Source organism: Pedobacter sp. V48, from assembly GCF_000523515.1.
Taxonomy (GTDB): domain Bacteria; phylum Bacteroidota; class Bacteroidia; order Sphingobacteriales; family Sphingobacteriaceae; genus Pedobacter.
The window spans coordinates 137990-151603 of record NZ_AWRU01000001.1 but is presented as its reverse complement, the minus strand read 5'-3'; the positions used below and the strand labels follow the sequence as shown (position 1 = coordinate 151603).

Here is a 13614-nt window from a genome sequence, read left to right as displayed (position 1 = left end):
GATGATGCAAAGAAGAAAATTTATTGAGAATGCTGTGGTTATGGCTGCACTTCCTGTTATTTCCAGCCTTATGGGAGCTATTGAAAGTGGCCATATTAAAGCAAATTCCAGGATATTACTACGCTCATCCTGGCAAACGGTAAACATTGGTGATATTGGCCACACTTTTGGAATAATGGAACTGTTTAAAACCTATTTGCCTGAGTCAGAGATAACATTATGGCCAAATAGTCTGGATAATGGCGTTGATGCATTGCTAAAGAAGAGTTTTAGTAAATTAAAACTTGCCCCCGGAAAGATCGATGCATCAGGTAAACCGACAACACCAGCCCTGCAACAAGCATTTGAAACATGCGACATTATGGTACATGGCTCCGGACCATGGATTGTAGTTCCTGCTGATCTTGCAGCATGGCACAAACGAACTGGTAAGCCCTTTGGCATGTACGGTATTTCACTGGTAGATGCAGATGTCAAATCTTTAGATTTAATTAATAAAGCTTCATTTATTTAWNGCWRAGATNCKGMTTCATTGGATTACCTGAAATCACTACAGTCTAAATGTCCGATAACCGAGTTTGCCCCGGATGCAACTTTTGCAATCAATTTACGCAATGATAAACTTGCTGCTGATTACCTGGATTCGAAAGGGTTGAAAAGTGGGGAATTTATTTGTGTCATACCACGACTGAGGTATACCCCTTATTGGAAAATGAAGAACGTAGAACCAACAGAAGAGGACTCAAAGAAATACATGATTTCGCAGTATTATAAAGACACCGATCATGCGAAACTTCGTGATGTGATGATCAGATGGGTACGGGAAACGGGTTTAAAAATATTGGCCTGTCCGGAAGTCACTTATCAGGTAGAATTGGCCAAAGAAATGCTGGTAGACCCACTGCCGGAAGATGTTAAAAAACAGGTGGTATGGAGAGATACCTATTGGATCCCCGATGAAGCACAATCAGTTTATGCCAAGGCAAGAGCACTGATCAGTTTTGAAATGCACTCCCCAATTATAGCCTTTTCATCAAATGTTCCTGCTATTCATCTGAGGCAGCCAACAGATACCCGAAAAGGGCAAATGTGGGCTGATATCGGTCTTGCAGAATGGCTTTTTGAAATAGATTTTACGAGTGGTAATCAGATAGGAGATGCCCTGATGGGAATTCACTCCAATTATTCCAAAGCATTAAAGAAATTGTCAAAAGCAAAAGAATTTGTGGTCAGCAGGCAAAAAGACTCCATACATAAGATATAGCCTATATGCAAGTTAGCCTTCTATATCGCCAACTAAAGTGTTGAATTTTATCTTTATATGAGTTTTGGCTTGTTTCTGAAATTCTTCTGGTGTTTGCCCGGTTTGCTTTTTAAAGAATCTGCTAAAGTATGGACGGTCAGAAAAACCCAACTCATAAGCAATCTCTTTAATGGTGTTTTCGCTATGAATGATACTGCGTTTTGCCTCTAAAATAAGTCTGTCATGAATCAGTTGCATTCCTGTCTTACTTAGTTTGTCCTTAAGGATTTGGTTGAGGCGTTTAGAACTAATCCCTAATTTGCCGGCATAAAAATCCGTGTTTCGAACTTGCTGATAATTACTTTCCAACAGCATTAAAAATTCATACACCCTTTTTTGGTGGATATCCTGACCAGTGAATTCATGCTCTTTTACCTGGATTAGTTTGAGCAAAAAAACTTTGAGCAATGCCCTTACCATAACAATATTATTGCTGGCATATTCTTTATCCAGTAATTGGAATATTCCTGAAAGTTCAGTGGCTGATGTTTCATTTAGCCTAAGGCAGGAAAATTCACCCTGTACATTAAATATTTTGAAAAGATCAAGAAGAAATTCTTTATCCTCTTCTTCCAGCATACTTCTTTTAAAAGAAATCAGCTCACCATTTTTTCCCGCTTTATTCAATTGATGAACCCTATATGGGGGGATCAGGTAAATCCAGTCAGCTTTTGCCTCCAGTTCTGTGTCTTTTAGTGCGTGTAGGGCCTCTTCATTTTTTAGCCAAACAATCTCAAAGAAATCCTTCCGTCCTGGGTCATTAAGATAACTCGGAGGACAATTACCCAAATTCCGTATATAAATCAACGATTTTTCAAGTCCGGGTTGCAGTGCTGCATTTATCATGGTATAAAGATAGGGACTATGAGTTTGTTGTATTGGACGATTGGGAAATTATGGTGGACTATTCGGAAGCCCTTCTTTTTTTGTGGCTTATTTATGACTTTTTGCCCCTTTAATTTCCTGATTGTCCCACATAATGCGCTGATTGTGTAAGGTTGGACCGATTAGCCCTCATTACTTTTACCGAGGATAAAAAAATAAGAAAAATGGAGATTGAAAACATAAGTGAGAAACAGATTGCTAATGATATCCGTGCGAATCTGGAGATGATTTTAGTTGAAAATACCTGGTTGTTAAAACAAATGGATTTTAATGAAGTGGCCACTCTGGTTAATTATATTGGGTCTGCTAATCATATTTTTATTATTGCAGCCGGGCGTTCTGGTTTTGCGATGCGGTCGGCTGCAATGCGGTTGATGCACCTGGGTCTTAAAGTTTACTTTGTGGGCGAAACCATTACGCCTGCCATAATAAAAGGAGATCTGTTAATTGCGGCTTCCGGATCCGGTACAACTAGTACAACTGTAAGGGCAGCACAGAAGGCAAAGGAGGTGGAAGCCATTGTTGTCGCGATCTCAACACAAGAGCACTCGTTACTTTCTGGTCTTGCAGATCAATTGATTTTGATACCTGCAGCAGGAAAGCAAGATCTTGAGAGCAGTCGATCGGGGCAATATGCAGGAAGTTTATTTGAGCAATTCTTGCTGTTGTTAATGGATTCAATATTTCAGTCATTGTGCAAATTTAATCGCATACCAGCCGCAGAGCTTTGGAAAAGGCATGCAAATCTTGAATAAATACGATTAATCAATTATATATTATCATTATGGCAAAATTACAAGTAGCAATAGATTTATTAACAACAGAAGAGGCATTGGCATTGGCAGCTAAAGTAGCACCCTATGTAGATATTATTGAACTGGGAACACCCCTGATTAAGAACATGGGGTCGGCAGTTATCACAGCCATGAAAAACGCGCATCCGGATAAATTGGTTTTTGCAGACCTTAAAACTGCAGATGCAGGTGAGTTGGAAGCTGATATCGCCTTTACGGCTGGTGCAGACTTAGTTACAGTAATGGGAGCAGCGGGAGATGCTACAATCATTGGCGCTGTTAAAGCAGCAAAGGCCCATGGCAAAGGGGTTGTTGTAGACACGATTGGTTATCCCGATCGAGTGGGACGCGCTCAGGAAGTAAGTAAACTGGGAGTGGAATTTGTAGAACTACATGCGGGTTTAGACGAACAGTGGACAGCTGGTTATTCAATTCAGGTATTGATCGACGAAGCTGCAAGAGTTGGTGTTCCTGTTTCTGTAGMMGSTSKTSYRAWCWTNSAGTAATGTGGTCGCTGTTGTCCAAGCGGGAGCAAAAGTGATAGTTGCAGGTGCAGCAATTTATGGAGCCGAAGATCCGGCAGCAGCAGCGAAGGAATTGCGTGAGGCAATTGATGCGTTATAGCCATTTGAGTTTGTATTTAAGAATGTAGACGTCTTTGAAAATGAATTAAGAAGGTCTTTCAATTACTATTGAAAGACCTTCTTAATTCATTTTCAATTTATAATTTTCTATATTGTTAATCATTACTAAAAACTCAATATGATATTAGAAGTTGCTGCCCTGTATATTAAGGAAGGACGAAATGATCAATTTGAATCAGATTTTATTGAAGCGGGTCAATATATAAGTTCAATAACGGGATACATCAGACACAGTTTGCAGAAATGTATTGAACAAGATAACAAATACTTATTGCTTGTTGAATGGGAGAATCTCGAAGACCATGCAATTGGATTCAGGCAGTCTGAAGTATATAACAATTGGAAAGAGCTTTTACATCATTACTACGATCCATTTCCAATAGTAGAACACTTTCAAGTTGTGGTTGCTAATCCGCTACCAGCACATTAAAGGCTTAATATATGTTGTTAAATCAAAAGAAAAGGAAATTACAAGCTTTCGGAATAATTGCATTTATAGTAGTGCCTTTACTGGGGTGGGTAGTTCCTGTTTCCAAAGCAAAACCTAATCTGCCGGCTAACAGGCCAAATATAATTTATATACTTACTGATGATATGGGGTACAGCGATGTGAGTAGTTTTGGTGGTAATTTTGTGCCGACACCCAATATTGACAGGATTGCAGCTAACGGTAGGAAATTCAATCAATTTTACAGTGCTGCGCCTATCTGCTCCCCATCAAGGGCTGGTTTTATAACTGGTAATTATCCCGGAAGATGGAATTTTTCAACTTACTTAGATAATCGCAAACATAACCGTAATGCGCAGCAAGCAGATTTTCTAGACCCTGAAGCACCCACTATTGCTAAAATTTTTAAAAACGCCGGATATGCTACAGGACATTTCGGCAAATGGCATTTGGGTGGCGGTCGTGATGTTACCAATGCGCCTGGATTTGAGAAATATGGGTTTGATGAACACGTTAGTACCTACGAAAGCCCTGATCCCGATCCCCTGATTACTGCTACAAACTGGATATGGTCTGAGAAAGATAGTATAAAACGATGGGATCGTACTAAATACTTTGTAGATAAAACATTGGAATTTATGCAGAAACATAAAGGGCAACCTTGTTTTATTAATTTATGGCCTGATGATGTACATACTCCATGGGTACCTCGAAAAGAAAAAGAATATACAGGCCAATATCCGATGAATCTCGAAGAAGAGGCTGCATTTAAATTGGTATTAAAAGAATACGATATCCAGATTGGCAGGCTGCTTGACGGGCTGAAAAGGCTGGGGTTGGATAAAAACACCATTGTTATTTTTACCAGCGATAACGGGCCGTTACCAAGCTTTAGAGGTAGTCGGGCTGCCGGATTACGCGGCACTAAACTTTCTTTATATGAGGGCGGCACCCGGATGCCATTTATGATCAGTTGGCCAGGCCATATTACACCTGGTACAATCGACGAAACTTCAGTGTTAAGCGCACTTGATCTGTTGCCTTCACTAGCTAAAATAGCGGGGGTTAAACTGCCCGGCTACTACCGCGGTGACGGTAAAGACCGTAGTACAGCTTTGCTGGGGAAACCGTCTCCCAGAAATATGGATATGTATTGGGAATATGGCCGTAATGATATCGCATTTAAATTCCCCAAAGGTCGCGATAAAAGCCCTAATCTGGCTATACGGTCAGGGCAGTGGAAGCTTTTGATGAACAGCGATGGTAGCGATGCACAACTGTATAATATTCAAAAAGATCAAAATGAATCCAAAGACCTGGCCGCAGATAACCCAAAAATTGTTCAGGGATTGAAAACCAAATTGGAGAAATGGTGGTCGTCACTTCCTAAACTAGAATAATATCTATTCTGAAAGTTTTTTTACTTCTTCCAGGCCTTTGGTAAAGCCGTTATTCATAACCTCTTCCCATTCTTCTCCTACTTGCACTGAAGCTTTAAGTTTAGTAATGCCGTTGTCTTCAGAAAGATGGTATTCTTCCAGGGATCCTGCCCAACTTTTCACCCTTTCGCTGGTGGTATCTTCTTTGCCATCTATTACTTCACCCAAATGCTCAAATACGATGTGATAAGGCTCATTTTTTATTTTAATAGTACTAACCATACCGTTGCCTTTTCCATCCAGGAAGAGTGTTTTTCCGCCAACCTTCCAATCACTTTCTACTTTGGAACCACCACCAGGATTAAAGGCGTCTGTCCATTGAGAATAAGTTGGCTCATTCCAAAGCGTGCTCCAAACTTTTTGGACCGGTGCTTTGATCTCTTTAGTGAACTGTAATGTTTTCATAGTAATATTTTTTTAGGGTTAATGTGTTGTTTAACAAAACTATAGAAAAAAGTAAGCCCATATGAGGTATTAATGCGACAATTTAAGGGCTTAATTACGACTCGTTTTACTATTTAAACAGCTTCATTTTTATACGGTTTTTTAATAAGGCAGGTTTTTTCAACCTAAAAAAAGAGCAGCCATTTAATGGCTGCTCTGGAAACAAGGGGAATTGAGGGTTAATAAACTTTTTTCTGTGCATTAAACTCTGTCCAGGTTTTTAACCAGGTAGTACCAACAGCTGTTCCAGCTGCAATTGCACCACGGGTTCCTACCGGAGAAGTTGCCTGAGGGATCAATACATCAGGGCTATAGCTATAGGTTGTATAATTTGCTGCTGTAGGACCTGCGTAGAAAGAAGTAGGAAGTGCAGAGCCTAATTTTAAATAGGCATTTGCTGAAGCACCAGTATTATCAGGCGTTACTGAGCCACCTGCTGCGGCAAAAGCATGTAGGATATTATTGGTATAAGTACCTGAAGCACCACCTTCATAGATAACACCTGCAGGGAAACCAGCGATCACAGAATTCTGAATGTCAAGACCAGAATTTCTTCTCCAACGATTACCCAACTTTAATGCAGTATTGTTTGCATTTGTTCCAAGTATGGTGAAGTTTTTTAAAGTAGGTTTTGTTCTTGGAGTTAAAGTACTTCCAGTTTTGTCATTGTCAGATTCAATCCCGTTTGCATCAGAACTTCCGCCTGAAGTACTGTGTGTAGAATTGATGGCTTTTAACCCAACAGCATATTGGATAGAACCAGTGTATCCAAAATCGAAATCGAAATCGTCATCATCGCCACCGGCAGCTACAAGGTAGGTTGCATTTACAGTTCCACCGAAGAATTCAAAACTGTCATCAGCTGAGTAAGTTACCTGGATGTGATCTAAAGTAGTGCCAGAACCCACACCGCCTAAGGTTAAACCATTGATTTCATTGTCAGCAAAAAGTTTAAAGCCTGGATATTCAATCCTTACGAACTTTAATGTTCCTGAATTGTCGGCAGTTGTTGAACCACCATAACTAACATCAACGCCAGCAGGAGGAGTAGGCAATCCTTCGATTACAGTACTGGTTGGTTTATTAGTTGGTGCATTACCTAATAAAATGATGCCACCAAAATCTGCTGCAACACGACTACCAGGAGCTGCCGGAGAAGTAAATACAATTGGCAAAGCCTCAGTACCTACAGCATCAATTTTAGCACCTTTGACTACTACCAGAACACCGTGGATCGGTTTGGTAACAGTTTCCGGTAATCCTGTATCAGGATTGGTTTGAGTACCGGTGTAGTTTTTGTCTACTCCTGATGAAAGGATTGTTCCTGCAGGAATTTTTAAAGTTTTACCAGAAGGTACATAACTAACCCCATCAATTAACCAAACTTTGCTGCTGGTTAGATTAATAATGTTGTCTGTTGCATTTCCGTCAAAGTTGTCCTGGATCACACCACCTGTGTTTACCGGAATACTTTGAGTTGGATTCGAAAATCCTGCTGATAAAGAACGATTGAAGTTACCGCTTCCGTCGTTGTTTTGATCTTTTTTACAGCTTGAAACTGTAAGAGCGGCGGCGGCTACCATAGCTACCAGGCCTGCGTTTTTCAAATGTTTTACCATTTTTTTTGATTTTAATTTTTAGTACTGCTAAGTTAAGGGGTGTAGTGTTAAATTAATATTATTTATTTATTTTAATAATTTAATATTCAAATTGTTATGTTATTTATGTTAAGTGTTTGTTTAAATTAGAGTTGGCCAGTTTAATTCATAAATAATGCATTTACCTGCACCTGATAGGGTTTGCCGTCAGTTCCAGTCATATTTGCACCTGATGCTTCTACAGTCTGCTCATTGATATATAAGGTGATGATGTTGTAAAAGATTCCATTATTATAATCGTTAATATCAACAACCCCAGCAAAACCTTCATGTAAAGGTTGTTTTGTGATGGGATCGATGATATAGAATAGGAGATAGCCGTCGCCAGTTACAGGAGTAAACGTTTTGCAATTAAGATATCCTCCAAAGTTGGAACTTACATTTTCAATGGTATCCAGGTCAGCAAAATCTCCAAGATTATTGTCAAGCATCTTCATAATGATATCTACATTTTTTGGTAGACACTTTGGTGCGAGATTAGCAATTTTAATTTTCATGAAGCCTCCCTCAGGACGGACCTCATTTTCCTGATTATTTTCTATTAATGCTGCTTTTGTATCTGGAGAGGGTTGGAACAGTACTAAATTCCTGATGCTGTTCTCTTCAATAGTAATAGTAGTGTCCGTTAAAACATTGCCCTTATTATCTTTGAAGCTCAGTATACCTTTTCCGCTTGGCACTTTAATGTTTTTAGTGAGATCAAGTCCGACCGAAAATGTGTTGCCGTTATAATCGATGATCAATGGGTTAACTGATGTTTGATTTCCAAAATTTATTTTTCCAAATCGCTGAGCTGTTAGTGCAATTTCTTTCTTGCATGCAAGTAGGAAACAGCCTAGTGACAGGGTTAAAAGGATTATTTTTTTGTATGATGACATGCTTTTAAAAGTTATAAGTAAAAGATAAATTATAGGTGCGCCCGTACTTAACGCGATAACGCATTCTGTCTCCAAATTCTGGCTCGTATTTATCAGAGCCCTTACTTGGCTTTGTCTGACTGATACCCTCTCCCCAGGAATTGGCATTGTTATAGAATGAATCTGTTGCATTTAGCAAATTGCTTACATTGAACTTTATCTCTGCTTTTTGGTTGAGTACTTTTCCGCTCAGCTGCAGATCAAGCAAGTTTCGTGGTTGCTGGAATTCGGTTGCATCTGGAGTGGAAACGATATAGGAACGGTAACCTGATCGGTTAAATGATACATTGGCGACAATAAATTTAGACTGATAAGCCAAACCTGCATTAATTATGTAGGGCGATTGACCAATCAAAGGTCGTTTTATGGATTGTATCGCTTCGATAAATGGGGGGGCATCATCCGGTTCATCTGGATTAAAGTCAGGATTGGTAATTTTCTGAAGGGTTTTGATCTCGCTCCATATTACTGCTGCATTTCCATATAGGCTAAAATTATCCAAAGCAGATGTAATGATGCCAAGAGATTTGCGCCATTCTATTTCCAGCCCATAGTTCTTTGCAGAATGCTGATTTTTATAAACAAGAACTGTTTGATTTGCACTCGGCGTTTCATTGACCAGCTCTACAGGATTTTCTAAATACTTGTAAAATCCGGAAATAGATATAATTTCATCCGGATTAGGATAAAACTCATAGCGAATGTCCATATTCTGAACTTTTGTACTTTTTATATTTCCACCCATAATCAGCGCCTGAAGCAAGGGGTCTGGGAAAGCATAAACCATGGTCTCCCTGAAATCCGGCCTTATGATTGTTTTGGTATAGGCAGCTCTTAAATTTGTTTTGGGGCTTGTGCTATAGATTAGGTTGACAGAAGGAAGGAAGTACCAGTTTTTTTCACCAGTCTGCTCTGGTACTGCACTGGTATAAATCGCATCCGGAAATTGTTGTTCTAGTCTCTCCCTTTTTCTAATCTCCGCATCCTGGGCGCTTTTAAGATTAAAGTTTTCTGCCCTGAGTCCATATACCAGACGCAATTTCTGAAAGAACCGCTGATCAAGCATCAGGTAAGCTGCATGATACTTTGAATCTCCATTACTTATATCCCCGTTGCCTGCGTCCAGCCAATAATAAGCCTGGTTTAATCCGTAGCCAACCCTATCTGGGGTTAACAAATCCTCATACCTATCATAATAATCGGGTTCGCCAATTGGGGGAGTGTTTCGGCTCTTTGCATATATTGAAGCCATATTGATATTCTGATTCCTTTTTTTATACCATCCGGTATAACCTGCTTTCACAAGGCTTTTGTCGTGTAAAAAATCGAAAGGTTGGCTCAGGTTTAAAGACCAGTTATAATCATTCTGTATAACTCCGCTCCATAAACGGTAATCACCGGAGTAATTGTTTTTAATGTCATCTATTGCGGTGACATTTGGTCTTTGATAAAGTTTTCCGAAAGTATTTTTAACCGGGAAATATTTGAAATTACGTAAATCCTTATGTTCTTGGTTCAGATGGGTATATGCTCCACTCCAGCTTATCTTAAAACCCTTACTTCCGATGAGGTGTTCAGCATCAACCTTGTGTTGATTTATTGCACTGAATACCGGGTCCACCAAATTTGTCTGTTGTTTCAGGTTAGTGCCTTCATCCAGCAAAATAGTTTGATAAAAATCCTCATTCATAGTCTTGGTGAAGATGTTCCTGAGATTTATTTTAAACTTCTCAGTTTGTATACCGCCATTTAGGACAGCACCCCAGGTGGTGTTGAAAATATAACCGGTGCCACGGCCTAAAGTATCTGGAGAATTGAAATAATCTAACTTTAAAGGGTACCCTCTTGAAGTTTCAAATTCATTGCTTTGTTGGGTGTTTCTATAAGTTAATCCCCCTGTAAAACCAATTTTCAACCCTTTCTTTTGGTCAAGATCATATACACGCCCTATCGTGAACCGGTAATTCTGATTGGGTAAAGCCTGAGTTTGGTAAATACGAAAAGAGTTATTGTTGAACTTTTTGCTTTGGTCAATAGCACCAATATATCCTGTTTTGTAACCATTTTGATCAGTATGTTCAATCCTTGGATCATCCTGTCCATTTGCCATTGACCAGGAAACAAGGCCGACAGGCTTCTCGCGTCTGCCATCATCAAATGCAAAATAATCTTTATTTGCTCTTCCTCCGGCAGTTAAAAAATCTTTTCCGGTAGTTTGAGTATTCCCACCACTACCAACGCTTAGCGTTAGAAAATTCTGATCAGGTATGCTTAATGTGTTTACAATCACCTGTCCGCCAACAAACTCCGAAGAAACATCTGGACTTGCTGTTTTATTAACCACAACACTAGCCACTAGTTCATTAGGTATCAGGTCAAAAGAAAAATTACGCCTGTTCATATCTGTATTGGGAACTACAATTCCATCTATCATGGCCTGATTGTAGCGCTCTGTTAAGCCACGTACTACCACATATTTATTATCTAGGGTAGTAACACCACTAATTCTTTTTAACACAGCACCTACGTTATTGTCGGGTGTTTTAGCTATTTGTTCAGCAGAGATGCCATCGGTTAATGATGCTGAATTTTTTTGCTGGGCGTAAAGTCCGGCAATTGATTCTTTTTTATAACTACCCTGTACAACCACCTGTTTCAGCATTTCATTAGCTGGTTGCATAGCGATGCTAAGTGGTGTGGCTTTGCCTTCCTCAACCAGTATCCCTCCAATGCGTTTCGCCAGATAACTTACATAGCTTGCCTCTAAGGTGTAGGTTCCCGGATCAATGCTTATCGAATATGTGCCATCAATACTACTTTGAATAACCTTTCCGTTCTCCACTATCTTTATACCTGCTCCGGGCATAGGCTGCCCCTTTTCGTCAATCACCTTTCCTGTGATCTTGCCTTGCTTAATGCGCTTTATACTGGAAGAAGCTTTGGAATACCTTACCGAAATGGAGTTATTAACAAGCGAGAATCCAAATCCTAATGGAGTCATTTCCGACAGTACTTTCCCTAAAGGCGCTTTAGTATAATTGAGGCTTTCCAGTTCAACCTGTTCCAGCATATCATCATAGTAAAATTTGTAATTTGTTTGCTTATTCAGTTCCTTAAGCAGGGTAGCGGCCTTTACTTTTGTAAAATGAATGCTTACTGGTATACTGATATCTTTATACGCCTGAGAAAATAAAGGTGTGACGAACAGAATAAATAAAAATGAGAGGTTGAATTTAAGGCTGTTATGTTTTTTTTGTATGAATTTATCCGTTAGGATATGAATCTTAAAATGCATATTTTTGTTACAAATTTTTTACTATTAGTATGAAATTTAATTTTTAGTAGCGGGTTGCTCCCGCATTGTAAAGTGCCGTTTTACCGAACGGCACTTTCTTTTTGAGATTTAATTTTTAGTAGCTTATTTCTTCATTAATCTGTAGTTTAAACTGTCAGTTTTCTTAAATTTTAATTGGTGAATAAATGCGAGGTTTTTTAATGTTTCATCAGCAGTTTGATTGCTGAAATCTCCGTTTACTGTAAATGAAACTGTGGTTTTAGGATTAAAATCAATCCTTATTTTGTAATAAGAGCTAATTCTGAATAGGGCTTCATTAAGAGGAGTATGCTCAAAAAGTAATTCTGGTTTGCCAATCGGATCATTAACAGCCAAATCGAATCTACTCATGTTTCCACTACCATAATTGTATTCGTATGCCTTGCCTGGGGTAAGGAATACGGGCGCTTGTTTAGATGCCTTATCCCTGGGTTTGATAACTACTTTGCCGGTATAAAGGCTTACTTTTTCCCATCGGTAACTCTCATTGTATTGAACGGTGAAAGAAGTTCCTAAAGCCGTAGTCTGTAAGTCTCCTGATTCAACACTAAATGGTTTCCTGGGATCTTTTTTTACTTCAAATAGGGCCTTTCCGTTTCTAAGAAAAACACGTCGTTCTGTTTTTGTGAATGCTATAGGATAGCTAAAAGTTGATCCTGATGAGACTGTAACAACCGAACTGTCCGCCAGAATCAATTTCTGCATTTTACCAACAGCAACATTTACCGTAATAAAAGTTTTTGTGTCCTGAATGTAGCTGAAATACTGATAGCCTTTAAATCCTCCAATGAGTAGAATTATCGCTGCAGCAGCTGCGGTGATTTTGTAAATAAGTTTTATCGGGTGTTTTTTCTGTGCAATCTGGCTCGAGAGACTGCTTTTAATATTTGATAAAGACTCATCTATGTCTGCAGGTAATTCTCTGGTATTTACGGGCTCTAAATCAATATCCTCGTCTAAAAGTTCCTGATGTGCTCCGGATTTTATCATCATCCAAAACTCATCAAGCTCTCTAGGCGTTAATGTTCTGTTCGCAAATTTTTCAAGCAGTTCTTTTCTTTTATCGTTATCCATTGTATAATATTCAGACAGCTCAATTAACTGCCTTTACATGAACATATACAGCACAACTTGTGGGCAAGGGGGGCTTGCGGACAAAATATATTTTAAATATAGTCTCCCGTCTTATTTAATACAGAAAGAGTTTGTGATGCTTTAGATAAGTGATCTTTTACAGTTTCCTTTCCAATTGAAAGATGTGAGGCGATTTCGGCATAAGACATGCCGCTGAATCTGGAAAGGAGAAAGACTTTTCTTCTTTTTTCAGGCAAAAGCGTATGTACATGATCAATTAAGAGTTTAAGGTCAATGGAGGTATCCAGATCATTGCATTCCTGCAGGTTTTGTTCGTTGTGCTTACAATCGGAGCTATACCGCTCCTTCATTTTCTCATCTCTGGAAACTTGCTCCAGCCAATTGTAAAATATGCTTCGTGCAATCTTATTCAGGTAATTTTTAATGCCCTTTTCAGGATCTATATTACTTCTGTATTTCCACAACCTCATAAAGGTGTTGTTCACCAGTTCTTCGGTGATTTCCTTTGATCGTGTGTTTTGATAGAAGAACGACCAGATAGAGCGACTAAATACGTCAAAAACTTGATTGAAAGATTCTTCATTGCCATTAATGAAGCCCTCCACAACTTTGTGTCCTAAGTTTTTCATTGGTCATTTAATATAAGGGTTGAT

At 39.1% G+C, this 13614-nt stretch carries 11 protein-coding genes and 1 pseudogene; 5 read left to right on the top strand and 7 right to left on the bottom strand.

Annotated elements, in window-relative coordinates:
* The first annotated feature begins 1 nt into the window (after nucleotide 1).
* Nucleotides 2-1264: a polysaccharide pyruvyl transferase family protein gene (locus N824_RS00605; protein ID WP_084498134.1), complete on the top strand. Its 1263-nt coding sequence runs from the start codon at nucleotides 2-4 to the stop codon at nucleotides 1262-1264.
* A gap of 12 nt (nucleotides 1265-1276) precedes the next feature.
* Here the strand turns inward: N824_RS00605 and N824_RS00600 are convergent, their stop codons facing one another.
* Nucleotides 1277-2149, bottom strand: coding sequence for an AraC family transcriptional regulator (locus tag N824_RS00600; protein WP_048903192.1), 873 nt, complete (start codon nucleotides 2147-2149; stop codon nucleotides 1277-1279).
* A gap of 203 nt (nucleotides 2150-2352) precedes the next feature.
* Between N824_RS00600 and hxlB the strand changes: the two genes are divergently transcribed.
* The 4 genes and pseudogenes from hxlB (at nucleotide 2353) to N824_RS00580 (ending at nucleotide 5474) form a co-directional block, all read left to right on the top strand.
* A complete protein-coding gene (gene hxlB / locus N824_RS00595) occupies nucleotides 2353-2943 on the top strand; it encodes a 6-phospho-3-hexuloisomerase (protein WP_048903335.1) in 591 nt (196 codons plus the stop codon).
* 29 nt (nucleotides 2944-2972) lie between these two features.
* Nucleotides 2973-3488 (top strand): annotated as a pseudogene (locus N824_RS00590) (orotidine 5'-phosphate decarboxylase / HUMPS family protein).
* A gap of 256 nt (nucleotides 3489-3744) precedes the next feature.
* Nucleotides 3745-4056 carry an antibiotic biosynthesis monooxygenase gene (locus tag N824_RS00585; RefSeq protein ID WP_048903191.1) on the top strand — a complete coding sequence of 104 codons (312 nt, stop codon included), beginning with the start codon at nucleotides 3745-3747 and terminating at the stop codon, nucleotides 4054-4056.
* A gap of 11 nt (nucleotides 4057-4067) precedes the next feature.
* Nucleotides 4068-5474 carry a sulfatase-like hydrolase/transferase gene (locus N824_RS00580; protein WP_052334026.1) on the top strand — a complete coding sequence of 469 codons (1407 nt, stop codon included), beginning with the start codon at nucleotides 4068-4070 and terminating at the stop codon, nucleotides 5472-5474.
* A gap of 3 nt (nucleotides 5475-5477) precedes the next feature.
* On the opposite strand, the gene N824_RS00575 is transcribed toward N824_RS00580, so the two are convergent.
* The 6 genes from N824_RS00575 to N824_RS00550 all read right to left on the bottom strand — a co-directional run bounded on the left by N824_RS00575 (nucleotide 5478) and on the right by N824_RS00550 (nucleotide 13590).
* Complete coding sequence (locus N824_RS00575) at nucleotides 5478-5918, bottom strand: SRPBCC domain-containing protein (protein WP_048903190.1); 441 nt, start codon at nucleotides 5916-5918, stop codon at nucleotides 5478-5480.
* A gap of 218 nt (nucleotides 5919-6136) precedes the next feature.
* Nucleotides 6137-7576, bottom strand: a complete 1440-nt coding sequence (locus N824_RS00570; protein ID WP_052334025.1) for a hypothetical protein — start codon at nucleotides 7574-7576, stop codon at nucleotides 6137-6139.
* 140 nt (nucleotides 7577-7716) lie between these two features.
* Complete coding sequence (locus tag N824_RS00565; protein WP_048903189.1) at nucleotides 7717-8493, bottom strand: hypothetical protein; 777 nt, start codon at nucleotides 8491-8493, stop codon at nucleotides 7717-7719.
* Between the two features lie 4 nt (nucleotides 8494-8497).
* Nucleotides 8498-11827 carry a TonB-dependent receptor gene (locus N824_RS00560; RefSeq protein ID WP_048903188.1) on the bottom strand — a complete coding sequence of 1110 codons (3330 nt, stop codon included), beginning with the start codon at nucleotides 11825-11827 and terminating at the stop codon, nucleotides 8498-8500.
* Nucleotides 11828-11950: 123 nt separating this feature from the next.
* Nucleotides 11951-12940: a FecR family protein gene (locus N824_RS00555; RefSeq protein ID WP_048903187.1), complete on the bottom strand. Its 990-nt coding sequence runs from the start codon at nucleotides 12938-12940 to the stop codon at nucleotides 11951-11953.
* Between the two features lie 92 nt (nucleotides 12941-13032).
* Nucleotides 13033-13590 carry an RNA polymerase sigma factor gene (locus tag N824_RS00550; protein WP_048903186.1) on the bottom strand — a complete coding sequence of 186 codons (558 nt, stop codon included), beginning with the start codon at nucleotides 13588-13590 and terminating at the stop codon, nucleotides 13033-13035.
* Between the last annotated feature and the right edge of the window lie 24 nt (nucleotides 13591-13614).

Coding starts and splice junctions, on each gene's coding strand:
- N824_RS00600 (WP_048903192.1), bottom strand. CDS start 2,149: ATGATAAATGCAGCACTGCAACCCGGACTTGAAAAATCGTTGATTTAT.
- hxlB (WP_048903335.1), top strand. CDS start 2,353: ATGGAGATTGAAAACATAAGTGAGAAACAGATTGCTAATGATATCCGT.
- N824_RS00585 (WP_048903191.1), top strand. CDS start 3,745: ATGATATTAGAAGTTGCTGCCCTGTATATTAAGGAAGGACGAAATGAT.
- N824_RS00580 (WP_052334026.1), top strand. CDS start 4,068: ATGTTGTTAAATCAAAAGAAAAGGAAATTACAAGCTTTCGGAATAATT.
- N824_RS00575 (WP_048903190.1), bottom strand. CDS start 5,918: ATGAAAACATTACAGTTCACTAAAGAGATCAAAGCACCGGTCCAAAAA.
- N824_RS00570 (WP_052334025.1), bottom strand. CDS start 7,576: ATGGTAAAACATTTGAAAAACGCAGGCCTGGTAGCTATGGTAGCCGCC.
- N824_RS00565 (WP_048903189.1), bottom strand. CDS start 8,493: ATGTCATCATACAAAAAAATAATCCTTTTAACCCTGTCACTAGGCTGT.
- N824_RS00560 (WP_048903188.1), bottom strand. CDS start 11,827: ATGCATTTTAAGATTCATATCCTAACGGATAAATTCATACAAAAAAAA.
- N824_RS00555 (WP_048903187.1), bottom strand. CDS start 12,940: ATGGATAACGATAAAAGAAAAGAACTGCTTGAAAAATTTGCGAACAGA.
- N824_RS00550 (WP_048903186.1), bottom strand. CDS start 13,590: ATGAAAAACTTAGGACACAAAGTTGTGGAGGGCTTCATTAATGGCAAT.